The 25632-nt window shown below is 69.9% G+C and carries 17 protein-coding genes and 3 pseudogenes; 6 read left to right on the top strand and 14 right to left on the bottom strand.

The annotated features are described in order from the left end of the window. The first annotated feature begins 193 nt into the window (after positions 1–193). Both sigB and ACFQ4H_RS26925 read left to right on the top strand, forming a co-directional pair. Positions 194–1189: an RNA polymerase sigma factor SigB gene (gene sigB / locus ACFQ4H_RS26930; RefSeq protein ID WP_377575874.1), complete on the top strand. Its 996-nt coding sequence runs from the start codon at positions 194–196 to the stop codon at positions 1187–1189. A 244-nt stretch (positions 1190–1433) separates the two neighbouring features. Then, positions 1434–3131 (top strand): ArnT family glycosyltransferase, encoded by a 1698-nt coding sequence (locus ACFQ4H_RS26925; RefSeq protein ID WP_377575823.1) that lies wholly within the window; start codon positions 1434–1436, stop codon positions 3129–3131. A 224-nt stretch (positions 3132–3355) separates the two neighbouring features. Here the strand turns inward: ACFQ4H_RS26925 and ACFQ4H_RS26920 are convergent, their stop codons facing one another. From ACFQ4H_RS26920 to ACFQ4H_RS26910, 3 genes are read right to left on the bottom strand one after another with little or no spacing between them, the layout of a single operon-like run. Continuing rightward, a complete protein-coding gene (locus tag ACFQ4H_RS26920) occupies positions 3356–5926 on the bottom strand; it encodes a bifunctional acetate--CoA ligase family protein/GNAT family N-acetyltransferase (protein ID WP_377575820.1) in 2571 nt (856 codons plus the stop codon). 36 nt (positions 5927–5962) lie between these two features. Then, complete coding sequence (locus ACFQ4H_RS26915) at positions 5963–7144, bottom strand: acetoin utilization protein AcuC (RefSeq protein WP_377575817.1); 1182 nt, start codon at positions 7142–7144, stop codon at positions 5963–5965. A 55-nt stretch (positions 7145–7199) separates the two neighbouring features. Continuing rightward, positions 7200–8057, bottom strand: a complete 858-nt coding sequence (locus ACFQ4H_RS26910; RefSeq protein ID WP_377575814.1) for a sulfurtransferase — start codon at positions 8055–8057, stop codon at positions 7200–7202. A gap of 99 nt (positions 8058–8156) precedes the next feature. On the opposite strand from ACFQ4H_RS26910, the gene ACFQ4H_RS26905 reads away from it, so the two are divergent. Next, complete coding sequence (locus ACFQ4H_RS26905) at positions 8157–8840, top strand: metal-dependent transcriptional regulator (protein WP_377575811.1); 684 nt, start codon at positions 8157–8159, stop codon at positions 8838–8840. 110 nt (positions 8841–8950) lie between these two features. Here ACFQ4H_RS26905 and ACFQ4H_RS26900 read toward each other — a convergent pair whose 3' ends face one another. The 3 genes from ACFQ4H_RS26900 to ACFQ4H_RS26890 all read right to left on the bottom strand — a co-directional run bounded on the left by ACFQ4H_RS26900 (position 8951) and on the right by ACFQ4H_RS26890 (position 11150). Beyond that, positions 8951–9505, bottom strand: a complete 555-nt coding sequence (locus ACFQ4H_RS26900) for a hypothetical protein (RefSeq protein ID WP_377575809.1) — start codon at positions 9503–9505, stop codon at positions 8951–8953. Between the two features lie 139 nt (positions 9506–9644). Continuing rightward, positions 9645–10844: an L-2-hydroxyglutarate oxidase gene (lhgO, locus tag ACFQ4H_RS26895; protein WP_377575806.1), complete on the bottom strand. Its 1200-nt coding sequence runs from the start codon at positions 10842–10844 to the stop codon at positions 9645–9647. Between the two features lie 33 nt (positions 10845–10877). Continuing rightward, the gene (locus ACFQ4H_RS26890; RefSeq protein WP_377575803.1) at positions 10878–11150 is read right to left on the bottom strand and encodes a DUF5522 domain-containing protein; all 273 of its coding nucleotides are present in this window, start codon (positions 11148–11150) and stop codon (positions 10878–10880) included. Between the two features lie 413 nt (positions 11151–11563). Here ACFQ4H_RS26890 and ACFQ4H_RS26885 point away from each other — a divergent pair, with 413 nt between their 5' ends. Further along, positions 11564–12247, top strand: coding sequence for a C39 family peptidase (locus tag ACFQ4H_RS26885; RefSeq protein ID WP_377575800.1), 684 nt, complete (start codon positions 11564–11566; stop codon positions 12245–12247). Positions 12248–12358: 111 nt separating this feature from the next. Here ACFQ4H_RS26885 and ACFQ4H_RS26880 read toward each other — a convergent pair. The 4 genes and pseudogenes from ACFQ4H_RS26880 to nrdR form a co-directional block, all read right to left on the bottom strand. Further along, positions 12359–14746, bottom strand: a pseudogene (locus ACFQ4H_RS26880) (vitamin B12-dependent ribonucleotide reductase); the annotation flags it as partial. A 177-nt stretch (positions 14747–14923) separates the two neighbouring features. Then, a pseudogene (locus ACFQ4H_RS26875) lies at positions 14924–15817 on the bottom strand (LAGLIDADG family homing endonuclease); the annotation flags it as partial. Beyond that, positions 15806–16285: pseudogene (locus ACFQ4H_RS26870) on the bottom strand (vitamin B12-dependent ribonucleotide reductase); the annotation flags it as partial. The pseudogenes ACFQ4H_RS26870 and ACFQ4H_RS26875, both read right to left, overlap by 12 nt. A 68-nt stretch (positions 16286–16353) precedes the next feature. Beyond that, positions 16354–16869 carry a transcriptional regulator NrdR gene (nrdR, locus tag ACFQ4H_RS26865; RefSeq protein ID WP_377575797.1) on the bottom strand — a complete coding sequence of 172 codons (516 nt, stop codon included), beginning with the start codon at positions 16867–16869 and terminating at the stop codon, positions 16354–16356. Between the two features lie 548 nt (positions 16870–17417). Between nrdR and lexA the strand changes: the two genes are divergently transcribed. Next, complete coding sequence (gene lexA, locus ACFQ4H_RS26860) at positions 17418–18200, top strand: transcriptional repressor LexA (protein ID WP_377575794.1); 783 nt, start codon at positions 17418–17420, stop codon at positions 18198–18200. 256 nt (positions 18201–18456) lie between these two features. On the opposite strand, the gene ACFQ4H_RS26855 is transcribed toward lexA, so the two are convergent. Together ACFQ4H_RS26855 and hflX are read right to left on the bottom strand one after the other, a co-directional pair. Then, positions 18457–20121 carry a hypothetical protein gene (locus ACFQ4H_RS26855; protein ID WP_377575792.1) on the bottom strand — a complete coding sequence of 555 codons (1665 nt, stop codon included), beginning with the start codon at positions 20119–20121 and terminating at the stop codon, positions 18457–18459. 50 nt (positions 20122–20171) lie between these two features. Beyond that, on the bottom strand, positions 20172–21623 hold the full coding sequence (gene hflX, locus ACFQ4H_RS26850) for a GTPase HflX (RefSeq protein WP_377575790.1): 1452 nt from the start codon (positions 21621–21623) through the stop codon (positions 20172–20174). Between the two features lie 294 nt (positions 21624–21917). Here hflX and ACFQ4H_RS26845 point away from each other — a divergent pair, with 294 nt between their 5' ends. Continuing rightward, complete coding sequence (locus tag ACFQ4H_RS26845) at positions 21918–23399, top strand: NAD-dependent malic enzyme (RefSeq protein ID WP_377575787.1); 1482 nt, start codon at positions 21918–21920, stop codon at positions 23397–23399. A 190-nt stretch (positions 23400–23589) separates the two neighbouring features. Here ACFQ4H_RS26845 and ACFQ4H_RS26840 read toward each other — a convergent pair whose 3' ends face one another. Continuing rightward, positions 23590–24534, bottom strand: coding sequence for a diaminopimelate epimerase (locus ACFQ4H_RS26840; RefSeq protein WP_377575785.1), 945 nt, complete (start codon positions 24532–24534; stop codon positions 23590–23592). A gap of 126 nt (positions 24535–24660) precedes the next feature. Further along, positions 24661–25608: a tRNA (adenosine(37)-N6)-dimethylallyltransferase MiaA gene (miaA, locus tag ACFQ4H_RS26835; protein WP_377575871.1), complete on the bottom strand. Its 948-nt coding sequence runs from the start codon at positions 25606–25608 to the stop codon at positions 24661–24663. Between the last annotated feature and the right edge of the window lie 24 nt (positions 25609–25632).

The raw sequence follows: 25632 nt of genomic DNA, 5'->3' as shown, positions 1-25632 counted from the left end.
TCGGATGAATCCGCCTCGCTCGGCTACCGGATTCATGCCACTCGACCGTCTCCTCACCTCCGCTTTACGCGCCACCGGCCAAGCTGTACCCACCAGCGCCACTCAACCGCGCTGGCGCGTGCCACTTGTCGACGCGGGGAGGCGACTGAAGATGGTCCTGCAGATAATCAAGAACGAAGTCACGCCGGCCACCATGGCGGGAACGGATATCGACACTGACGCTGGCCGGACCACCAACGAGCCCCTGGCCGACCTCGACGCCGTCGACGACCGGGGCGTGTCGGCCGACCTGGTCCGGGCCTACCTCAACGGCATCGGCCGCACCAAGCTGCTCACCGCGGTCGAGGAGGTGCAGCTCTCCAAGCGGATCGAGGCCGGCCTCTTCGCCGAGGAGAAGCTCACCGACCCCGTCGCCGTACCGGAGCCGCTGCGCAGCGACCTCGAGGTCATCGTCGCCGAGGGACGCGCCGCAAAGAACCACCTGCTGGAGGCGAACCTCCGGCTCGTGGTCAGCATCGCCAAGCGCTACACCGGCCGCGGCATGGCCTTCCTCGACCTCATCCAGGAAGGCAACCTCGGCCTCATCCGCGCCGTCGAGAAGTTCGACTACACCAAGGGCTACAAGTTCTCCACCTACGCCACCTGGTGGATCCGCCAGGCCATCACCCGCGCCATGGCCGACCAGGCCCGCACCATCCGCATCCCGGTGCACATGGTCGAGCAGGTGAACCGGATGGTCCGTACCCGCCGGGACCTGTCCACCACCCTGGGACGCGAGCCCAGCGTGGGCGAGATCGCCGCCGCGCTCGGCGTCGCGGAGTTCCAGGTGATCGAACTCATCTCGTACGACCGGGAGCCGGTCAGCCTGGACCAGGCCGTGGGCGAGGACGGGGAGAGCGCGCTCGGCGACTTCGTTGCCGCCGTTGACCCGCGCGACTCGCTGGGCGAATCGGCCAGCCAGGGCCAACTGCGCAACGAGGTGGAGATCGTGCTGGCCACCCTGTCGCAGCGCGAGCAGGCGGTGATCCGGCTGCGCTTCGGCCTCGACGACGGACGGCAGCGCACCCTGGACGAGGTGGGCCGCGAGTTCGGACTCTCCCGGGAACGCATCCGGCAGATCGAGAAGGTGACCCTGCTCAAGCTGCGCCACCCGTCGCGGGCCCAACGGCTGGAGTCGTACGCCAGCTGACCCGGCACCGACGCCCCCGGGTGGGGTGTGCTCCATGAAAATGCTCGGCGGGAGGATCCCGTCGAGCGTTTTCGCGTGGCCGGAACAAATTCAGCTGCCAGGGCAACCCCCTGACCACCGGGGACGTCAGGTTGGGGCGGCAAATGCGGAATTCACCGGACAACATGAACACCCCGAATTCGATTTACTACCTCCGCAAGCCGGTCCACCCTCCCCTTCGAGTCAGGCTGAGCGGAAGAACTTCATGTCTTCGAACGACCTCGTCGAATCCACGGTGCCCGCCGGAACGGAGCCCACCTCCCCGGTACGCGGGCAGCCAGCCACCGTCCGGCGCCTCGACCGGGCCGCGCTGGTCGCCGTCGGCCTGGTGACAGCCGGACTCGCCTACCGGCTCTTCCTGATCCTGGCCGGTATACCGCCGACGAACAGCGACGAGTCGACGATGGCGATGGCGGCGGCACACATCGTGGAGGGTCGCCACTATCCGGCCTTCTTCTACGGCGACCACTACATGGGGACGCTGGAGGCCTATCTCGCCGCCCCGCTCTTCGCGCTCTTCGGGCCGTCCATCGTCGTACTCCGCCTCCCGCTGCTGGCGCTGTACGCGGTGTTCTGCCACCTCATGTACGCGCTGACCCGCCGCCTCTACGGTCGGTGGTTCGCGGTGCTCGTCGTCGGGCTGCTGGCCCTGGGCTCGGACCCGGTCGTACGAAGTGAGATCTTCGCCGGGGGCGGATATCCGGAGATCAAGCCCGCTGCCGTCGGCCTGCTGCTGATGGCCGTCTGGCTGGGAACCGGCGATGACCGGCACACGGTACGGCGGATCCTCGGGTTCGCCGGGTGGGGGCTGGTGGCCGGGCTGGCGCTCTGGTCCGATGTGCTCATCGCGCCCTACGTGGCCGCCGCCGGCCTGGTGCTGGTCCTCGGCTGTCGGCGGGAGTTGCTCGGCTGGCCGGGCGTACTGCTGGTGCTCTGCCTGCTGGTGGGTACCGCACCGGCGATCGCGCACTACCTCCAGCCGGGGGTCGCCGAAGCCAGCCTGACCAAGATGCTGACGCTCAGCGGGGGCGAGGACGCCTCGATCTGGAGCCGGATCCACGGCGGTGTACTGCTCGGGGTGCCCCTCGGCACCGGACTCTGCGCCGGAAGCCAATGTACGGGCTGGCCGCTGGTCCTGGGCGCGGCGTACCCACTGTTGCTGCTGCTGGCGGGCTGCCTGGCCGGGGCGGCGCTGCGCCGGACCACCGGTGCCGAACGGATCCGCCAGGCCGGCCGACTCGCACTGGTCGTGGGCGGCGCGTTGACCCTCATCTCGTACGCCCAGAGCGACGCGGCCGGTATCTACCCGACGACGAGCATGCGCTACCTGTGCCCGCTGCTCATCTGCCTACCGGCGGTGCTGTGGCCGGCCTGGTCCGCCGCCGCCCGACTGCTCGACGACCGTCGCACCGGCCGCTCCACGGCGACGTCACCGGCCCACCCGGGCGGGCTCCGGCTGGCTGCCGGCGTCGCCGGCGGCTCGCTACTGGCCGTGGTCACGTTGGCGACGGTCGGCGCGACCGTGGCCATCGGGGATCTGGCACCGGAGAGCCGGCAGGCGCTCCGAACCGAACGCGAGTTGACCGTACGCCTGGCGGAGTTGGGCGTCACCCGCTTCTACTCCGAGTACTGGACCTGCAACTGGATCTCGTTCGCCACCCGGGAACGGATGGTCTGCGCCACGCTCGGCGACGACCTGCGTCCGGGCAACGACCGCTACCGCCCGTACCGCGACCTGGTCACCGCCGCACCCGACCCGGCCTACGTCCTGCCGTTGGGCTCCCCGCTCGACCGGGCGTTCGCCGGGCGACTCCAGGCCCTGGGCGTCACCGCCGACGTCTCAGAGGTCGCCGGATACCGGATCTACCGGCCGCACGCCCCGGTGGACGTACCACTGCGGTGACGACAGGTACGTCCACCGGCTGGCGGCGTACGCCTGTCGACCAGCACCAACGGTGGTTCGCCGCTACGGTGGGCCGGCACCACCATCTGCACCGGGCATCCGCTACTCAGCGCCGCGCTCGCCATCCTCGCGGCTACGAATCGCCTGGCACTGTGGCGACTGGGCAGTGACACGGACGGCACGAACGTCGCCGGCTGACGGTGGCACCGCCCACCGGCCGGGCTCTACAGCCGGCGGGGGCCGGTGTCCGGCCGTACCGCTTCGACGTCCACCCGCACCTTCGCGTGCAGGACGGACAGGCCGGACGGTCGGACCAGGACCGGATTGAGGCTCAGCGAACGTACCTGCGGATGCTCGTCGACCAGCCGGCCCACCCGCAGCAGCAGGTCGATCAGGGCGGCCCGGTCGACCGCCTCGGCACCCCGGTAGCCACGCAGCAACCGCGCCGCCCGAGGTTCGTCGATCAGGGCGGCGGCGTCCAGATCCGTCAACGGCGCCGCTCGCCAGGCCCGGTCACCGAGCAGTTCGCTGGCCACCCCACCCAGCCCGAAGCCCAGTACCGAGCCGAAGGTCGGGTCCTCGACCATCTCCACCACACAGGCCACCCCGGGGGCGACCATCGGCTGGACCAGCATCCCGCTGCCGAACACCTCGGCGACTTCGCCGTACGCCCGCCGTACCTCCGCTTCGGTGGCCAGATCCAGCCGGACCGCGCCCAGGTCGAGACGGTGCCGTAGCCCCTCCCGGGCCGACTTGAGCGCCACCGGGTAGCCCAGTTGCCGGGCAACCGACACGGCCTCCTCGGCCGAGTCCACCCGCGTCGACGGCACGGTCGACACCCCGTACGCGCCCAGCAGCCGTTCGGCCAGGCCCGGCCCGCCCTCGGTCAGCGCCACCCCGGCCACCTTCGGGGCGATCCCGGTCAACTCGGGAAGATGGCCGTGGGGTTTGCGCAGCCAGTCGGCGTAACCGGCCACCCGGTCCAACGCCCGTACCGCCTCCTCCACCGACGGGTACGACGGCACCCCGGCCGGCAACTGGTCGACCAGGAACGCCGCCACGACTGGTTTCTCACCGTCCGCTGCGGTCTTCGCCAGCGCAGCGGCGAAGCTGGCATCCTCGTCGACCGCCTGACCGGGCAGCGGCGGCGCGAAGACCACCACGATGGCGTCGACGGTCTCGTCGGCCACGGCAGCGGCCAACGCGTCGGCGAAGGCGGCGGCACTGCCCCGGGACCCGACGTCCGACGGGTACCCGTCGGCGACCACGAGTCCCCGCGCCCGGCAGGCGGTCACCGCCAGCCGGGACAACGCCGACGAGTTCCCGACGACGCCCACCCGCCGCCCGGCCGGCAACGGCTGGTTCGCCAGCAGGACGCCGACGTCGAAGAGTTCGGCCACCGTGTCCACCCGGATCACCCCGGAGCGGGCGAACAGTTCGGTGACCGCAGCCGCGTCCGGTCCCGCCGCCGGGCTCTCCCCCGGCCCGGTGCCCCGGCCCGTAGGCCTCGCCGGTGAGGCCAGGGCCACCACCGGTTTGGTCCGGCTGATCCGACGGGTCAGCCGGGCGAACTTGCGCGGGTTCCCGAACGTCTCCAGGTACAGCAGGATCACGTCGGTGCCCGGATCGTCCTGCCAGTACTGCAACAGGTCGTTTCCGGACACGTCGGCCCGGTTGCCGGCCGAGACGAAACTGGAGAGGCCCAGCCCACGCCGGTCGGCCTCGGCCAGCAACGCCACCCCGAACGAGCCGGACTGGCTGAAGAAGCCGACCCGGCCGGGGGCCGGCAGCCTCGGGGCCAGCGTGGCGTTGAGGCGTACCCGCTCGTCGGTGTTGGCGATGCCCAGACAGTTCGGGCCGACCACCCGCATCCCGGCCGCGTGTGCCTGCCGGATCAGGGCCTCCTGGGCCAGCCGGCCCGCCGGCCCCGACTCCGCGAAGCCGGCCGAGATCACGACCAGGCCGTGTGCGTTCGCGCTGCCCGCGTCGGCCACCGCGTCGGGCACCGCCTCCGCCGGCACGGCGATGACCGCCAGGTCCGTGTCGCCGTCGGCGTCCCCCGCCGACCGGTACGCGGGCAGGCCGCCGACCCGGTCCGCGTACGGGTGGACCGCGACGATCTCACCGGTGAACCCGCCGTCGCGCAGGTGCCCGAGCACCGCCGCACCCACCCCCTGGCCGCTGGCGCTGGCACCGTAGACGGCCACCGTACGGGGATTGAGCAGCCGGGCGATCGACCTGGCCTCGGTCCGGTGCTCACGGGCCCGCTGCACCTCGAGGGACTGTTCGGTGGGGGCGATCGGGAAGGTCAGGTGGACCACCCCGTCGGCGTACTGGCGATGTACCTGGTAGCCGAAGTCGGCGAAGACCCGCAGCATCTTGGCGTTGGCCGGCAGCACCTCGGCGACGAACCGGGTGAGCCCCTCCTGCCGGGCCGCGTCGGCCAGGTGCTCCAGCAGCACCGACCCGATACCCCGGCCCTGGTGGGCGTCCTCCACCACGAAGGCCACCTCGGCGTCGGTGGCCTCGGGTCCCAGCCGCTCGTAGCGCCCGACGGCGAGGATGCGGTCACCGGAGAGCACCACGAACGCCTCACGATCGTGGTGGTCGACGGTCACGAAGCGACGCAGGTCCCGGTCCGGGATGCGTGGATACGGTGAGAAGTAACGCAGATACCGGGTACGTTCGGAGAACCGCGAGTGCATCGCCACGATCGCCGGCGCGTCGTCCGGTTGGATCTGCCGCAGGTGGACGGTGGTGCCGTCGGTGAGCAGGACGTTCGCGGAGCGGTCCACGAGGGAGACCTCCTCCCCTCGCCGTAGTGCGGTCGGTCAGTCCCGGGGGTCGTACGGGTCGAGACCGAGCAGCGGGAACACGGCCTTACGGGTGGCCAGGATGGCCCGGTCGACCGCATCCGGTTCGCCGGTCGGCTGCCACGGCTCGTACGACGTGTCCACGTCGTCGGTCATCCGCAACGGCACCTCGCGCCCCGGGCGACGGTCCTGCGCGAGCTTACGCCAGCTCGCCGGGGTCTGGACGGTCGGTGCCAGTGGTTCGCCGGTGGCCACCGCCAGCAGATGTGTCCAGGCCCGGGGCACGACCTCGACCAGGGCGTACCCGCCACCGCCGGTGGCCACCCAACGCCCGTCGCACAGTTCCTCGGCGAGGTCACGTAACGCCAGGTAGCTGGCACGCTGCCCGTCGACCGACAGCCGCAGGTCGGCCAGCGGGTCGGCCCGGTGACTGTCCGCACCGCACTGGGTCACCAGGATCTGGGGCCGGAACGTCCGCAGCACCGATGGGACGACGGCGTGGAAGGCACGGAGCCAGCCCGCGTCGCCGGTACCGGGTGGCAGTGGCAGGTTGACCGCACTCCCCTCCGCGCCCGGGCCGCCGGTCTCGTCGGGGAAGCCCGTACCGGGGAAGAGCGCCAGCGGACTCTCGTGCAGGCTCACCGTCAGCACCCGTGGGTCGTCGTAGAAGACCTGCTGCACACCGTCGCCGTGGTGTACGTCGACGTCGACGTAGGCGACCCGCTCCGCCCCGAGGTCGAGCAGTCGGGCAATGGCCACCGCCGGGTCGTTGTAGACGCAGAACCCGGCAGCCCGACCGGGCATGGCGTGGTGCAGTCCGCCGGCCACATTGACCGCTCGCCGTGCCGAGCCCTCCCAGACCGCCTCGGCCGCCGCCAGGCTGGCCCCGGCCACCAACGAGCTGGCCTCGTGCATCCGCTCGAAGATGGGGTTGTCGGCGGTGCCGAGTCCGTAACCGGAGAAGAACGGGTCGTCCGGTGCCGCTCGGACCGCCTCGACGTAGTCCGGCCGGTGCACCCGGGTCAGCGCCTTGTCCTCGGCCGGTGCCGGGGCGACCATCCGTACCCCGGGGCGGTCCAGGATGCCCAGATCACGGGCGAGCGCCATGGTCAGTTCGACCCGGACCGGATTGAGTGGATGGTCGCCCAGGTCGTACGTCAACAGATCCTCGTGCCACATTACGACGGTGCCGTCCGACATTGCGTCATCGTCGCACGTCCGCCCCCACCTCGGCGGACGACTCAACCGCCGGCTGCTAGCTGTCGTGGTCCGGGCCGGTGGCGACCGGGCGGTCCGGATCGGTGACCCAGTCACTCCAGGAGCCGACGTAGAGGGCGGCGTCCGGCCGGCCGGCCAGGTGCAGGGCGAGGACGGTGTGCGCGGCGGTCACCCCGGAACCGCAGTACGCGCCGACGCGTACCCCGGGAGCGACCCCGACCCGCGCGAACCGGGACCGGAGGTCGTCGGCGTCGGGCCACCGGCCGTCCGGCCCGGTCAGTACGGTCGACGGCAGGTTGACCGCACCCGGGATGTGCCCGGCGACCGGGTCGATCGGCTCGGTCTCGCCCCGGAACCGCTCGGCGGCCCGCGCGTCGATCAGTACGCCCGCACCGGTGACCAGTTCGGCGGCCGACCCGGCGTCGAGTACGGGGAGCGAACCGGGCCGGACCGTCACGTCCCCGGGAACGGGCCGGGGTTGATCGGTGTGGACGGGTCCACCCGCCGCCAGCCAGGCGGGGTAGCCGCCGTCGAGCACCCGGACCTGGCGGTGACCGGCCCAGCGCAGGGTCCACCAGGTTCGGGCTGCCGGCAGGCCCTCGCCACCGTCGTAGACCACCACGGGGTGGCCGGTTCGCACCCCGGCGGCCCGCAGCACGGTCTCCAGCGTCACCGGGTCGGGCAACGGGTGCCGTCCACCGCCCCCGGGTGGTCCGCACAGTTCCTCGTCCAGTTCGAGGAAGACCGCGCCGGGCAGATGTCCGGCGGCGTACTCGTCGCGGCGGGAGGGGCCACCGAGCCGCCAACGCACGTCGAGGAGTGTCGGTGGATCATCGGACGTCAACTCGGCGGCAAGGTCACCGGCCGCAACCAGAAGATCATCAGGTTCGGACATGGCGTCCAGTCAACACCATTGGCCAGCAGAACCCCCGGCTTCGGCTGCGGCTCTATGTCAGTACCGCAAGGTAGCATCGACGGCTAGGAGGCCGCTGACGTGAACGACCTTGTCGACACCACTGAGATGTACCTGCGCACCATCCTCGAACTGGAGGAGGAGGGTGTGCCACCGCTGCGTGCCCGGATCGCGGAACGGCTGCGCCAGAGCGGCCCCACCGTGAGCCAGACCGTCGCCCGGATGGAACGGGACGGCCTGCTGACCGTGGAGGACGACCGGCATCTGCAGCTGACCAGCGTCGGCCGGGCCACCGCCGTGGCGGTCATGCGTAAGCACCGCCTCGCCGAGTTGCTGCTGGTGAACGTGATCGGTATGCCCTACGAGGAGGCTCACGAAGAGGCCTGCCGGTGGGAGCACGTGATGAGCGACGCGGTGGAGAAGAAGGTCTACGACCTGCTCAACCGGCCCACCCGGTCGCCGTACGGCAACCCGATCCCGGGCCTGGAGGCGCTTGGCGACACCGAGCAGTCCAGCAGCGAGGCGGTCGAGGGGGAACGCAACCTGGCGTTCCCGGGGCTGTCCGGTCCGGTGGTGGTACGCCGCATCTGCGAGAGCGTGCAGACCAACGCCGACGTGCTCCGGCAGCTACACGCCGCCGGCGTCGACCCCGGCGCGACCGTCACCGTCGCCCAGGAACGCGACGCGGTCACGATCAACCGGTCCGGTGACAAGATCCGCCTGCCCCGCGAGGTCGCGTCCCGCGTCTTCGTCGCCACCCACTGAGCCTTCGCCACCCACTGAGCCTTCGCCACCCACTGAAGTCTTCGTCACCAGCCGCTGATCAGGCAGGCCACCGACCGGGACACGGCAACCCCGGCCCGTCGGCGGCGGGCTCATCGGCGGCTGGTGTCGATCTCCTTGGCCAACGTGACGAGCTTGCCGGCGAACTCCTCCGCCGCGCCCTTGTCCTGTCCGGCCGCGAGGGTGTAGCGCAGGCTCACCACCCGGCCGTCCGAGGCCAGCCAACCGATCTCCACCGCAGCGCCGTGCTCGTCGGCCGGTGCCGCGATCAACCGGTACGCCGCCTTGCCCAGCCCGGAAACGGACTGCCCCCCTCGGGGCACCAGGTCGGTCTTGAACGCCGAGGCGTCGACCGAGATGTCGGTCACCGACAGCGCCAGGTCGGGATGGTTCGCCGCCTCGGTACGCAGCACACAGGTCTGTGTCTTGCGTAGCTGGCTGGCCGCCGACACGTCGAACCGGACACCGATCTTCTGCTCGACCGACGAGTAGTCGAGCAGTTCACATGCCCCGCTGGCCATCGAAGCAGGCAACTCGACCACACCGGGCGAGGGCACAGCGACCCCGGCCGGTTTGGTGTCCTCGCCGCAGCCGGACAGCATCAGCACACTGGCACCGATCAGACAGAGCCGCGCGCGCACACTCACCTCCCGCTCGCCCCGGCCGGGGTCGGCCGGTCAGTTCCGTCGCACACCGTACGGGGTCGGCCGGCACCGCAGTATTCCGGTGTCCCCAATCCGCCCACCATCTCAGACAACGCCGTAAACCGCTCGCTCACCGGTCCGGTCACCGTCCGATTCGCGCCGACGGAAGTTGGCCGACGATGTGCCGGGCGATCTCCAACGAACTGGTCGCCGCGGGTGACGGGGCGTTGAGCACGTGCACCTGCCGGGGCCGGTGAACGATGAGGAAGTCGTCGACCAGGCCGCCGTCGGAGGCGATCGCCTGGGCGCGTACCCCGGCGGCAGCCGGCACCAGGTCCTGCTCGGTCACCCCGGGCACCAGCCGGGCCAGACTCATCGCGAACCGGCGGCGGGACAGCGACCGGCGCACCTCGGTCAGGCCGTAGCGCAGGTGGCGCCGGGCCAGCCGCCACAGTCCCGGGTTGGTGACGAGACCGAACATCTCGGCCGGGTCGATCCGTCCCCACGAGTAACCCTCACGGGCCAGCGCCAGCACCGCGTTGGGGCCGGCGTGCACACTGCCGTCGATCATCCGGGTGAGGTGTACGCCCAGGAACGGAAACCGGGGGTCGGGCACCGGGTAGATCAATCCCCGTACCAGATCCCGCCGATCCGGGCGAAGCTCGTAGTACTCACCCCGGAACGGGACGATCCGCGCCGGCGGAACCACACCGGCCAACCGTGCCACCCGGTCCGCCTGCAGCCCGGCACAGTTGACCAGGACATCGGCGACCACCTCGCCGGTGGAGGTCCGGACCACCTGCTCGTCGCCCCGGGTCAGGATCCCGGTGACCCGGGTTCCGAGTCGGATCCGGGCGCCGGCCAGCTCAGCCGACCGGGCAAGGGCTGTGCAGACCTCGGTGAAGTCGACGATGCCGGTCGAGGCGACGTGCAGCGCGCCGACACAGCGTACGGCCGGCTCATGCTCGCGCGCCTCGGCCGCATCGATCAGTCGGACCGGCAGGTCGTTGGCGACCGCCCGCTCGTGCAGGTCCCGCAGTCGGGGCAACTCGGACTCGTCGGTGGCCACGATCAGCTTGCCGCACACCCGTACCGGAATGTCATGCTCGGTGCAGAAGTCCACCATGGACCGGCTACCCGCCCGGCAGAGCTGCGCCTTCAGACTGCCCGGCCGGTAGTAGACCCCGGCATGGATGACACCAGAGTTGTGACCGGTCTGGTGAGCCGCCAGTCGGGGCTCCTTCTCCAGCACCGTCACCTCGGCGTCCGGCTGGTCCTGGACGATCCGGTACGCGGTCGCCAGACCGATGATGCCGCCGCCAACCACCACGAACCTCGCCATGCGCCAGCACGCTACCCGTCGGGCGGTCCGGGCTCAGTCGGGTTCGCGGTTGACTTCGTCATCGACGTACGGGCAGTGCCGGCATCCCCGGCCGCAACAGGTGCCCCTACGGGCGAGAAAAGCCGCAGTGAGGACGAAAAGTCCGGTGGCCGGATCGAGGTAGCCCGCCTGCCCGGCAGCCAGCGCGGCGGCATGGGCGGCCAGGACGCGGTCCCGGTCCGGGTGGTCCAGCGCCAGCCGGGACGGATGCGGCTGGTCCAACGGCCGCGACGACAGCGGCAGTCGCCGCCCCTGCTCCCCCTGCATTCGCCCGACCATACGGTACGTGCCTGGCCGGCCCGGTCTGTCGTCATGGCCAGTGGACCGAGGTCCGTGACCCGCTGTCCGGATCGATGCCAACCAGCCGGTTCGATCCCGATCGGCTGCCTCGACGTCGAGTGGCCGGTTCGATCCTGATCGGCTGGTTCGACGTCGAGTGGCCGGTTCGATCCCGATCGGCTGGTTCGACGTCGAGTGGCCGGCTCGTACCGCCTGTTGGCCCAAGAAAAACGTTGATCAATTCCCGATTAGCAACTTTTCCGGAATGTCGGACGCGCTCGGCAGGTTGCACTTCCCGTAACGCCCGAGCACCCCCGTTCGGGCGTCCTTCATATCCGAGCACGCTCCTGGAGTACGGCACCTCTCGCTCCGGGCGCGCCCCCTCTGACAGAAGGGCAACCATGAGCAGCAGCATCACCCGGTGGCTCCCGGCCCTCACCAGGACCACCACCCGCCGGACCATGCTCACCTGTGCCGGCATCGCCATCACCGCCGGTGCCATCGCCGGCCCCGCCGCCGCACAGGCCGCACCCGGCAACTCCGCGCACAAGGCCGCCAGCAACGCCAAAAAACCGGCCAAGGACAAAGAGCTCAGATACCAGTACAAGAGCCAGGAGAACTACTACTACTGCGGCCCCGCCGCGACCCGTATCGCGGCCAGCGCCAACGGCCACACCATGAGCCAGGACGAGGTCGCCAGAAAGTTGGGCACCACCACCGCTGGCACCAACTCCGCCGAGGACACCACCCGTGTCATGCGGGACATCACCGGCAAGGACTACAGGACCACCTCCATCCCGGGCCCCGAGGCGACCCCGGCCCAGATGGACCAGCTCCAGGCCGACGTCGCCAACGCCATCGAGAACGACAAGGCCGTGATCGCCAACGTCAGGGGTGGCACCACCGACGCCAACGGCATCTACCGCTCCTACCCCGGCGGTCACTACGTGACCGTGGTCGGATACGAGGACGAGGGCCGCATGGTGAAGATCGCAGACCCGGCCGCCCCCTCGGGCGACGGTACCTACTGGGTCAGCACCATCAACCTCGCCAACTGGATGGCCGAACGCGGCTACTCCTCCTGACCTGGAACAGGACACACTGAAGGGCCAGCCCACGGGCTGGCCCTTCAGTGTCATCGGCAGGTTCAGCCGCCAGCCGCTAACCGCAGTTCGACCGCTGAACCATGCCCAAACTCAGCTGCAGCCGGAGGTCGAGCCGCAGCCCTCGCAGACGTAGCAGCTACCGGCCGGGCGCATCTTCGTACCGCAGGTGAAGCAGAGCGGGGCGTCGGCGGCCTTGCCGATCACGGCCTCCAGCAGTTCCGTGGAGGAACCCACCCGCGGCGCGGGCCTGGCCACGACCGACTCACCCGACTCGGCAGCCGGCTTGCTGGCCACCGGCGCGGAGGCGGCCATGCCGGTCAGGTCCACCCCGTTCTCCGCCTCGGCCTCGGCCCGCACCTGGGCGGCCCGCTCCTGCGCGGTGAAGATGCCCATCTCCGCCCGCTGGTCGTACGGCAGGAAGTCCAGCGCCAGCCGACGGAAGATGTAGTCCACCACCGAGACCGCCATGCGGATGTCCGGGTCGTCGGTCATCCCGGCCGGCTCGAACCGCATGTTGGTGAACTTGCTGACATACGTCTCCAGCGGCACGCCGTACTGCAGGCCGATCGAGAGGGCCACCGAGAAGGCGTCCATCACCCCGGCCAGCGTGGAACCCTGCTTGGACATCTTGAGGAAGACCTCGCCCAGCCCGTCGTCCGGGTACGACGACGCGGTCAGGTAGCCCTCGGCCCCACCGACGGAGAAGGACACCGTCTCCGACGGGCGCTTCTTCGGCAGCCGCTTACGCACCGGCCGGTACTCGACGACCTTCTCGACCGCCCGCTCCGTCGCAACCGGAGCCGCCTCAGCCGCCTTCGCCGGCTTCGCGACCGACAATGGCTGGCCGACCTTGCAGTTGTCCCGGTAGATCGCCAGCGCCTTCAGGCCCAGCTTCCAGCCCTCGAAGTAGATCTGCTCGACATCCTCGACGGTGGCCGCCTCCGGCATGTTGACCGTCTTGGAGATGGCCCCGGAGATGAACGGCTGCACCGCCGCCATCATCCGTACGTGGCCCATCGGCGCGATCGACCGCTCGCCCATCGCGCAGTCGAAGACCGCGTAGTGCTCGGTCTTCAGGCCCGGCGCGTCGACGACGTGGCCGTGGTCGCCGATGTGTTCGACGATCGCCTCGACCTGCTCCTCCGGGTAGCCGATGCTGCGCAGGGCACGCGGCACGGTCTGGTTGACGATCTGCATCGAGCCGCCGCCGACCAGCTTCTTGAACTTGACCAGCGCCAGGTCGGGCTCCACCCCGGTGGTGTCGCAGTCCATCATCAGGCCGATGGTGCCGGTGGGTGCCAGCACCGAGGCCTGCGAGTTACGCCAACCCGACTTCTCGCCGATCTTGTTGCCGAGCTGCCACTGCCGGGTGGCCTCCCGGACGATCTCGGTGGCCACCGGACCGTCCGGCTTGATCTCGTCGTTGGCGGCGGCGTGCTTACGCATGACCCGCTTGTGCGCCTCGGCGTTACGGGCGTAACCGTCGTACGCGCCGACGACGCCGGCCAGCTCGGCGGAACGCCGGTACGCCGTACCGGTCATCAGCGAGGTGATCGCGGCAGCCAGCGACCGGCCGCTCTCCGAGTCGTACGGCAGGGCCGAGGCCATCAGCAGCGCGCCGAGGTTGGCGTACCCGATGCCCAGCTGGCGGAAGGCCCGGGTGGTCTCGCCGATCCGCTCGGTCGGGAAGTCGGCGAAGCAGATCGAGATGTCCATCGCGGTGATCACGAACTCGACCGACCTGACGAACTTCTCCACCTCGAACCCGCCGTCGGCCCGCAGGAACTTCATCAGGTTCAGCGAGGCCAGGTTGCAGGAGGAGTTGTCCAGGTGCAGGTACTCCGAGCACGGGTTGGACGCGGTGATCCGGCCGGTCTCCGGGCAGGTGTGCCAGTCGTTGATCGTGTCGTCGTACTGGAGGCCGGGGTCGGCACACTCCCACGCCGCCTGCGAGATCTTGCGGAACAGGTCGCGGGCGTCGATGGTCTCGATGACCGAGCCGTCCAGCCGACCGCGCAGGTCGAACTTGCCGTTCTCGTCGACGGCCCGCATGAACTCGTCGGAGACCCGGACCGAGTTGTTGGCGTTCTGGTACTGCACGCTGACGATGTCCGCGCCGCCCAGGTCCATGTCGAACCCGGCGTCACGCAGTGCGCGGATCTTGTCCTCCTCGCGCGCCTTCGTGATCACGAACTCCTCGATGTCGGGGTGGTCGACGTCGAGAATGACCATCTTGGCGGCCCGCCGGGTGGCCCCGCCGGACTTGATGGTGCCGGCCGAGGCGTCCGCACCACGCATGAAGCTGACCGGACCGGAGGCGGTGCCGCCGCTGGAGAGCAGTTCCCGGGAGGACCGGATGCGGGACAGGTTGACGCCGGAGCCCGAGCCGCCCTTGAAGATCAGCCCCTCTTCCTTGTACCAGTCGAGGATCGAATCCATCGAGTCGTCGACGGAGAGGATGAAGCAGTTGTGCACCCGTAGGCTGCCGGCCAGGAACTCACCGGACTCGGTCTGGATGTCGTAGACCTCCATGGCACCGAGCGGTTCGACCCGGTCGATCTCCAGCCGCTTCACCTCGGTAGCCGGGCGACCCGGCTTGGCGAAGCCCGCTTCGAGCTTGGCCATCTTCTCCGCACCGATGAAGCCGATGTGGGTGGCGAACAGGTCCCGATCGCCGTCGTTCTGGATCCGCAGCGACCAGCAGCCCTTGCGGTCGGCGCGCTCATCCTTCTTGTACGACACCCGGGCGAAGATGCCGTACCGCAGCAGCAGGCTCTGCAGGCCGCGAACCAACTTCTCCGAGATCATGTCAACGGCGACGAGGGTCGAGGCCTCGCGGGCCGAGACGTAGCCCTCGGCCTGGAAGATGCTGCGCAGGTACGCCGTCACCACAGGGAGCGGCGCGGTGAAGAGCTGCTTCGGCACCTCCATCTCGGTGTCGCGGGGCAACAGATCCCACTTCTCGATGAAGGATCGCAGGTGCTCGCCGTACAGGTGGGTGCGCCGGCAGTCCAGTTCGTCGCTCTGCGTCGGCACCGCACGCTCGTGCCGGTGCGCCCCGGGGAAGACCTCGTCGAGGAGGATACGGACCCAGTCCAGCTCGTCGTCGTTGACGGTCATCGCCTCGACGGTCAACGAGCGATTCGTCCCCTGGTCGTACTGGCCCACGAATCCGTCCGACTGCAACCAGCCGGCGAGCCCGGCCTCGCGGATCTCCCGCAGGTCGATCTCGGCTTCCCCGTAGGCGTCCCGGCGGTGCCACTCCAGCCTGTCTCCGGGCCGCAGGGTGCCCGCCTCGACCCACTGGCCCGTGCCGGCCCCGGTGCTCTTCCACACGGTGTGGTCCGGCGTGACATCCAGGGTGTATCCGGCCTTGGTGTGCAGGCGGATGACCTCACGTACACCGTTCGCCTTGACCGCGAGAATCTTGGTCAGGCCGTGGGCGTCGTACACCTTCGCCCCGACCGCGTTCGTCTCGACCAACTCGCCGATCGGCACGAGCCCGGCCGGCGTGCTGACCAGGGAATCGTACGGAAGGCACGCGGACACCTGCTGGGGCGAGGTGGTGCCCACGTTGAACCAGACCGGCGAGTTGAAGCTGAACACCTGGTGCAGCAGCATCCAGGACAGCTCCTGCTCGAAGACCTCGGCGTCGGCCGGGGTGGCGAAGTAGCCGTGCTGCTCCCCCGCCGCGCGGTACGTCTTCACCACCCGGTCGATGAGCTGCTTGAGCGACCACTCCCGTTCCGGCGTACCGACCGCCCCCCGGAAGTACTTGGTGGTCACGATGTTGGCCGCGTTCACGCTCCAGGACTCGGGGAACTCCACCCCGCGCTGCTCAAAGTTGATCGAGCCGTCCCGCCAGTTGGTCATCACGACGTCCCGGCGTTCCCAGGTGACCTCGTCGTAGGGGTGCACCCCGTCGGTGGTCCAGACCCGCTCGACCTTCAGACCAGCTCCGGCACCAGCACCGGCCCGGGACCGACTCTTGCCTGCTGTCACGCCTTCCCCCGCCATCTCATTCGCCCCCTCACGCACGCACGGCCGATCGCCGCACGGCTCACTTGATCAAAAAAGACAAACAACTAACTGGTACGGCCGCCGGTCGGTGCCGCGGACGCGGGCTCGGCGTCGGCCGCGGCCTCCGCCCGGGCCAGCGCGGCGGCCCTCAGCATCTCGATCTCCCGCTCGAAGTCGGCCAACGAGTCGAAGGACCGGTAGACACTGGCGAACCGCAGGTAGGCGACCTCGTCCAGCTCACGCAACGGGCCGAGGATGGCCAGCCCCACGTCGTGGCTCGGGATCTCGGCGGCCCCCTTGGCCCGGATCGTCTCCTCCACCCGCTGGGCCAGCAGGGCGATCGCGTCCTCGTCGACCGGCCGCCCCTGGCAGGCCTTCCGGACCCCACCGACGATCTTGGTACGGCTGAACGGCTCGGTCACGCCGCTGCGCTTGACCACGGCCAGCACCGCCTCCTCGACCGTGGTGAACCGCTTGCCACATTCCGGGCATGCCCGACGCCGGCGGATCAACTGACCATCGTCGGCCTCGCGCGAGTCAACGACCCGGGAGTCGGCGTGACGGCAGTACGGACACCGCATCGCCAACCCTCCTTATCCATAGAATCCGCCGAGTAGCGCACAGTGCCCCCAGGGCAGCCGGAAGCCCCGGCGACACCGGTACGGTGGTCGTCGTCGGGCTGGACGTGCGCGGGAGCGGTGGGTAGTCGACCCCAACCAGTGGGCAACTTACACACCTGTGACTACTACATGTTGGGTTCGACCGTAGGCCGCCGACGAGCCGAGGTCAAGTTGACCCGCGCTGCGGTGACGCGTCTTTCACTCTTCCAACACCCCCGCCAGCCGGCCGGTTACCGGGTGCCGTGGGGCGACCACAACAGGCCGGCCAGCCAGCTTAGACAACGCCCCCAACGGACCGTCGTACGATGGTGTATCAGAACAGATGTTCGGACGTTCGAGTTCCACCCGGAACACGCCGAACCATGTCGTACAGATGTTTGAAAATCACCGATCCCACCTATACGGTCATGAACAACCGACGTCGGTCGCCCGCTCGGCGATCCGACGTCGAGTTGTCATGACGCACTACGAGCCGCCGAGGCACCAGACGCCGACCAGGGAGGACGGACGTGTCTACCGACGACCGGACGAGCCGGCAGAAACACCCGCAGCAGACCGCCGACACCGCGACCACGCGCCGTCGGAGTGTTTCCCGGGCTCGCAGCGGTGAGCCGGCTCTGCGTAGCGTCGCCCCGGTGGTGAGTACCTTCCCGGATCCGGTCACCAGCGACCTGACCGCCCGACAGCGGCGGATCCTGGAGTTCATCCGGGACTGGGTGGAGCGGCACGGATACCCGCCGAGCGTACGGGAGATCGGTGAGGCGGTCGGTCTGGTCTCCCCGTCGAGCGTCGCCTACCAGCTCAAGGAACTGGAACGGAAGGGCTTCCTGCGGCGGGACCCCAACCGCCCCCGGGCGGTGGACGTACGGCCGCCGAGCGACCTGATCGACGACGAGAACAGTCGCTCACAGCGGCCCAAGCCCGCCTACGTGCCACTGCTGGGGCGGATCGCCGCCGGTGGGCCGATCCTGGCCGAGCAGGCCGTCGAGGACATCTTTCCGCTGCCCCGGGAACTGGTCGGCGAGGGTGAGGTCTTCATGCTCCAGGTCAAGGGTGACTCGATGCTGGACGCGGCGATCTGCGATGGCGACTGGGTGGTGGTGCGCCAGCAACCGACGGCGAACGTGGGCGAGATCGTCGCGGCGATGCTGGACGGCGAGGCGACGGTCAAGACCTACCGGCGCCGGGACGGGCACGTCTGGCTGATGCCGCAGAACCCCGCGTTCGATCCGATCCCGGGTGACGACGCCACCATCATGGGGCGTGTCGTGGCGGTGTTGCGCCGAATCTGAACCGTACGCCGGATCTGAACCGGTGACGAGGAAGCGCGTACGCCCCGGATTGGGGGCGGCGGAGGTCGGCGCACGCCGGCCGACCCCGTAGAGAACCCGTACTCCCGACCCCGTAGACGAGCGTTGCTCCGGACCCGGCGGGTCCGGAGCAACGCTCGTTCTGCTGAGCAACGCTCGTTCTGCTGGACGACCTCAGCGCTACTGGACGACCCCAGCCCTACTGGGCGACCGACCTCAGGGTGGTGGCCGTCACGGCTCAGCGGTAACCGTTGTCGCGGTAGCCACCGCCCGCCGCGGGACCGCGTCCGTCCGGGCCACGTCCACCGCGCTCGTCGGCATAGCCGTCGTTCGCGCGCCGGTTCCCGGCCGGGCCCGGGCCAGCGGAGTAGCTACCGCCACCGGTGCGACCACGACCTCCGCCGTGGCCACCAGCGGGCGGACGGCCTGCGGACGGAAGGTCACCGCCGTGTCCACCGGCGACGGACCTACCACCGTCACCGCCATACACCGCGCCACCACCGCCACCACTGCCGGCACTGGCGCCGGCACCGTAGACCGCCCCGCGTGACGGTCGGTTGCCGCCGTACACGCTGCCAGATTTGTCCTGTCGTCCCCGGGACCGGCCGTCGGCGGCATCGGGCTGGTTCCCCGCCCGCCGACCACTGTCCGGGGCGGATACGAAATGAGCGTCCGACTGGTCCTCCGGGCCGGGCTGCCGCCCGACCCGGGGGTCGCGTTCCCTCTCCGGCCCGCCGCCCCGCCGACCCTGGCCACCGTCCTTGCCGCCCCGCCGGCCGGCATCGTCACCGCCCTTGCCACCACGCCGGCCCGCGTCACCAACGGGAGGTCGGCGTCGTGCCCGGACAATTCCGAAGATGCCGAAGCCGACCAGGATCGCGCCGAGTACGCCAACTCCGGCAACCAGGTACGTGATGTCGGTCAGGGTTAGTTTGTCCATCCAGGACCTGGTATCGGTTGCCTTTTCCGTCTCGTCGGGAACATCCGCGGCAACCGTCTTCGACGGCACGTAACTGAGGATGTCGACCTCGGCATCGTCGCCGAGACTGCCGACGTCGGAGACGGTGAGGAACGTGCCGCCGTCCGGCGTATAGGTGATCGCCTCGCCGAACGGATCGGTCAGCGGGGTAACCCGTGGTTTTCCGGTGGTCAATGCCTTGACGATGTCGCCGCCGGTGACGTCGAACTCGAAGGCGTCTGCATAGGTACGCAGGACCACCCTGGTCCCGTCCGGTGACCTGGCAGCCCCGGTGACGGCGATTCGGCCGGCCGCCTGCAACGGGTTCTCGGTGGCCGTCTTGGGTACGGTGATCTCACCAGCCGCCTTCATCGGCACCGGTTCGGCATTGTCGGTCGGCAGCTTCGCATCCGCGGTGAAGATCTCCGCCTTGCCGGTCGACTTGGTGACGATGACCGGGCTGCCATCGTCGGCCATCAACAGGGCCTCGGCATCCCGCGGCTTGCCATCCGGGTAGCGAAGCCGGTGCAGGACCGGCTTCTTCGAACCGTCTACCGGCATGCTCCACAACGCCACCCGGGAACGCCGTTCACTGCTCGTGACATTGTCGCCGATGTCCGCGATCCAGAGCGTCTTTCCGTCCGCCGAAAGGGCGAGGTCCTCGGTATCGAACGGACCATCGCCGGAATACTGGACGGCCTTGGTCCCCTTGCAGTTCTTGTCGAGGTAGAAGACCTGCTTCCGACTCGCAACCTCCGTGCCATCGTTGATCACGATGTACCCGGTATCCGTAGCCACGAGGCCCGACAATTCGCGCAGCCGAGGGTCCTTGATCGCGCAGACCTTCTTGCCTGGTTGCGCAGCAAGCGCGGCAGTGCCGCTAGCAACAAGACTTATACCGACCAGCCCGACAAGGGCTGCGATCGAGGACACACTACGCCGCATTCGCCCAGTGTCGCACGATGTCAGTGCCCGCCGTGGCACCCCGTGATCAATTACCGAGGGTTGACTGGCGACCACTCTTCGTGGAGCCGATAGGGTGCCAACTCCGCTGCCAGCGCCTCGTCGACGCGGACGTGCAGCACGGTCCCCTCGCCGGTGTGCGAGCTGCCGAGAACCTCACCCCGCTGGTGCACCCGAGCCACCAGGTCACCCCGGTCGTACGGCAGGATCGCGCGTACCTCGACCGCTGGGCGGGGCAACCGGGCCTCGATCGCCGCGCGCAGATCGTCGATCCCCCGACCGGCCCGGGCGGAGACGAAGACGGCGTCGGGCCACTCCCGCTTGAGCCGCAGCAGCGTCTCCTCGTCGGCCGCGTCGGTCTTGTTGACCACCAGCAACTCGGGCAACCTGTCCGCACCCACCTCGGACAGCACCTCACGAACCGCGCGGACCTGCTCCTCGGGATCGGGGTGCGCCCCGTCGACCACGTGTACGACAAGGTCGGCGTCGGCCACCTCCTCCAGGGTCGACCGGAATGCCTCGACGATCTGGTGCGGCAGGTGACGGACGAATCCGACGGTGTCGGAGAGGGTGTAGACCCGCCCGTCGGCGGCGTGCGCCCGACGGGTGGTCGGGTCCAGGGTGGCGAAGAGGGCGTCCTCCACCAGCACCCCGGCCCCGGTCAGCCGGTTGAGCAGGCTGGACTTGCCCGCGTTGGTGTATCCGGCGATGGCCACCGCCGGAACCGCGTTACGGGTGCGACGGGAGCGCTTGGTCTGCCGTACCGATCGCATGCCCTTGATCTCCCGCCGCAGGCGGGCGATCCGGGTGCGGATCCGACGGCGGTCGGTCTCCAGCTTGGTCTCACCGGGACCACGCAGACCCACACCACCGCCCGCGCCGCCGACCCGGGCGCTACCGCCGCTCTGCCGGGACAGGCTCTCACCCCAACCACGCAGTCGGGGCAGCAGGTATTCGAGCTGCGCCAGCTCGACCTGGGCCTTACCCTCCTTGCTCTTGGCATGCTGGGCGAAGATGTCCAGGATCAGCGCGGTCCGGTCGACCACCTTGACCCTGGTCCGCTGCTCCAGGTTGCGCAACTGGGACGGCGACAGCTCGCCGTCGCAGATCACCGTGTCCGCACCGGTGGAGAGCACCACCGAACCGAGGTCGTCGACCTTGCCCCGACCGATGTAGGTGGCGGGGTCGGGACGGGTACGCCGTTGGATCAGACCTTCCAGCACCTGCGACCCGGCGGTCTCGGCCAGGGCGGCCAACTCGGTGAGGGAGTTCTCCGCGTCCGTGACCGTGCCCTCGGTCCAGACTCCCACCAGGACGACCCGCTCCAACCGGAGCTGCCGGTATTCGACCTCGGTGACGTCGGTGAGTTCGGTGGACAGACCCGCCACGCGGCGTAACGCCTGGCGGTCCTCCAGCTCCAGTTCACCGGTGGTGGCGGCGAGTTCTTCGTCCGCCAGTGGAACGAAGCTCTCCTGGTGTCGCAAGCTGGTCTCCTGTCCGTTTTGGTCCGTGTCGGTCAATGGTGACACGCATGGCGGGCCGACGCATCCGCTATATTCCCCCGGCAGCGAAGATCAAAGCTCGTTCCTGGTACGTGTCACCGCTGGTTACTCGTTGGTAGGACTACCAGGAGAAAGTGATGCCCGCTGGCACCCGGCAACGGCTGCACTGTGCCCAGCGTCGCGGCGGTACGGGGTGCCGGCACGGGGCCGAGGGCGGCGGGGAAGAATGCCAGGGCGGCGGCCAACCGACCGCCCCACCAATGACGGAGGGATCCCGTGGCGACCACCCGCCTGCCGAGCGCCGGATTTTCCATCACCATCCGGATCGGCATCACCGCCGACGCCTCGGCCATCGGCCGACTGACCACCTGCGTGGGTGAGGCCGGTGCGATCGTCACCGCGCTGGACGTGGTGGACAGCGACCCGACGACCGTGATCGTCGACCTCACCTGCGACACCGCCGACGCCGGGCACGCCGACCAGGTGGTCACGGCGCTCTCCGCCCTGGACGGCGTCGACGTCCGGAAGGTCTCCGACCGTACGTTCCTGCTGCACCTCGGCGGCAAGATCGAAGTTGCCCCCAAGGTGGCGCTGCGTACCCGCGACGAACTGTCCCGGGCCTACACCCCCGGGGTGGCCCGGGTCTGCCTGGCCATCGCCGAAAACCCGGCCGACGCCCGGCGACTGACCATAAAGCGCAACACGGTCGCCGTGGTCACCGACGGCTCCGCCGTACTCGGGTTGGGCAACATCGGCCCGGCCGCGTCCCTGCCGGTGATGGAGGGCAAGGCGGCACTGTTCAAGCGGTTCGGCGGGGTGGACGCCTGGCCGGTGGTGCTGGACACCCAGGACCCGGACGAGATCGTCTCGATCGTGCGGGCCATCGCCCCCGGGTACGGCGGAATCAACCTGGAGGACATCGCCGCCCCCCGCTGCTTCGAGATCGAGGCGCGGCTGCGGGAACTCCTGGACATCCCGGTCTTCCACGACGACCAGCACGGAACCGCGATCTGCGTACTGGCCGCGCTGACCAACGCGCTGCGGGTGGTGGGCAAGCGGCTCTCCGACGTCCGGGTGGTCGTCTCCGGGGCCGGTGCCGCCGGTACGGCGATCATGAAGCTGCTGCTCCGTCAGGGCGTCGGCGACATCATCGCGTACGACCGGCGGGGTGCCCTGCACCGTGGCCTGACCGACCTCAACCCGGCCTGGCAGTGGCTGGCCGAGAACACCAACAAGGACAACTACTCCGGTGACCTGGCCGGGGCGGTCCGGGGCGCGGACGTGTTCATCGGGGTGAGCGCACCCAACCTGCTCACCGGTGACGACATCGCCGCTATGGCCAAGGACTCGATCGTGTTCGCGCTGGCCAACCCGGACCCCGAGGTGGATCCCCGGGAGGCCCGCAAGTACGCGGCGGTGGTCGCCACCGGCCGGTCCGACCAGCCCAACCAGATCAACAACGTACTGGCCTTCCCGGGCGTCTTCCGGGGAATGCTCGACGCGCACGCCGAGGAGTTCACCGAGGAGATGGCGATCGCGGCGGCCCAGGCGATCGCCGACGTCGTCGGCGAGGACAAGATCAACCCTACGGTCATCGTGCCCAGCGTCTTCGACTCGCGGGTGGCTCCGGCGGTGGCCGCCGCGGTCCGGGCCGCCGCCCAGACGCCCGCTCCCCCGCCGGCCGCGGACCCGGGTCCGGCCGACCTGCCGGAGATCGCCGCCGAAACCGCAGCGCCAGCCAACCCGCTGTCCAACTGACCAACCACCCCACCCTTCCACCACTTCCGCCCTTCCGCCGCTTCCGCCGCTTCCGCGTTGATCATGAAGTTGTTGTCACCTTTTGCGGCATACCGCGACAACAACTTCATGATCAACCGGAGAGGGCGGGGGTAGCCGGGAGAGGGCGGGGGTAGCCGGGAGAGGGCGGGGCAGCGGGTAGGGCGGGGGGTCAACCGGAGAGGGCGGGCAGGTCGACCTCACCGTGGGCGACCAGTACGGCCGGTCCGGACAGCCAGCAGCTCTCCGCGTCGAGGGTGATGGTCAACCGGCCCCCTGGAACGTCGACCGCCACCACCCCGGCGGCCAACCCGGCATCCCGCAGCGCCACGGCGGCGACCGCGCAGGCACCGGAGCCGCAGGACATCGTCTCGGCCGACCCGCGCTCGTAGACCCGCATGTCGACATGCAGATCGGCACCGTCGACCGGCTTGCCCTCGGTGATGAACTCGACGTTGACGCCAGCGGGGAAGACCACCGAATCCACCACCGGCATACGGGTCAGGTCCAACTCCGGCAACCCGACCCCGTCGGGCAGGACGCAGACCAGGTGCGGGTTACCGCAGTCCACCACGGTGCCCGGCAGACTCCGGCCGCCGAGAACGGCGTCACTCGCCCCACCGATCCGGGGCATCCGCATGTAGACGGCGATGTCCTGCCCGCGTACGACGGCGTGGACGACCCCGGCCCGGGTGGCGATCGGCAGGCCGACGCCGCCACCCACGGCTGCCCCGCCACCCACGGCTGCCCCGCCACTCACGTCAGTTCCGCCACTCACACCTGGCCCGCCGCTCACACCGGCATCGGTAGTGGTGGGCGGCACAGCCAGACCAGCGGTGATCAGGTACCGGGTGAAGACGCGAACTCCGTTACCGCACATCTCGGCGAACGAGCCGTCGGCGTTCCAGTAGTCCATGAACCACTCGGCCGAGGCCGCCATCCCGACCGCCGCCGGATGCCGCTGGGCGCGTACCACCCGCAGCACGCCGTCCGCGCCGATCCCCCGCCGCCGATCGCAGAGCGCGGCGACAAGGTCCGGGGTGAGCGGGAGTTGCCCGTCCGGGTCGGGCAGGATCACGAAGTCGTTGCCGGTGCCATGGCCCTTGATGAACTGCACGTCTCCATCATCCAGGAACGGTGCGGCCGGCCGCCAAGGCGGCCCGTACCCGGCCCACCGCGGCTGGCGGCCCGTACCCGGTCCACCGGCTGGCGGCCCGTACTCAGGCCACCGGCTGGCGAAGCCTCAGTCCACCGGCTGCCGGAGCACCGCCAGAGCGGCCCCGGTCAGGTCCGCACCGGCCGCGTCCAGCCAGTTGATCCGGGGATCACGGCGGAACCAGGACCGCTGCCGACGGACGAACCGGCGGGTCGCCCGTACCGTCTCCTCGGCCGCCTGCGGCTCGGTCAGCTCCCCGTCGAAGAAGCGCAGCACCTGCTGGTAGCCGAGGGCCCGGCTGGCCGTACGCCCCTCCCGTAGGCCGATGTCGACCAGCGCCCGGGTCTCCTCGACCAGGCCGGCCGCCCACATCCGGTCCACCCGGACCGCGATCCGCTCGTCCAACACGGTGGTGTCGAGATCCACCCCGAGCTGCACGGAGTCGTAGTACGGCTTCGGGTCCGGCAGCGAGGCGGTGAACGGAGCACCGGTCAGCTCGATCACCTCCAGCGCCCGTACGATGCGCCGCCCGTTGCCGGGCAGGATGTTCGCGGCGGCGGCGGGATCGGCGGCCCGCAGCCGCTCGTACAACGGGGCGGTCCCGACCTCGGCCAGTTCCGCCTCCAGCCGCGCCCGCACCTGGGGGTCGGTGCCCGGGAACTCGAACTCCTCCAGCACCGCACGGACGTAGAGCCCGGACCCACCGACCAGCAACGGCACCCGGCCCCGGGCCAGGATGTCGTCCACGGCGGCACGGGCCAACCGCTGGTATTCGGCCACGCTGGCCGGCTCGGTCACGTCCCAGATGTCCAGCAGGTGGTGTGGCACACCCTCGCGCTCGGCCAGGGTCAGCTTCGCCGTACCGATGTCCATGCCCCGGTAGAGCTGCATCGAGTCGGCGTTGACCACCTCGCCACCGAGCGTGTGGGCCAAGGCGATGCTCAACGCCGACTTGCCGGCCGCGGTCGGCCCGACCACCGCCACGACCTGCCCGCCGACCCCCGGCCCGCCCATGCCGACCCCCGGCCCGCCCATGCCGACCCCCGGCCCGCCCATGCC

This window comes from Micromonospora sonneratiae, assembly GCF_042679305.1.
Taxonomy (GTDB): Bacteria; Actinomycetota; Actinomycetes; order Mycobacteriales; family Micromonosporaceae; genus Micromonospora_H; species Micromonospora_H sonneratiae.
The sequence above is the reverse complement of the archived record's forward strand: the minus strand, read 5'-3'. Positions and strand labels throughout refer to the sequence as shown.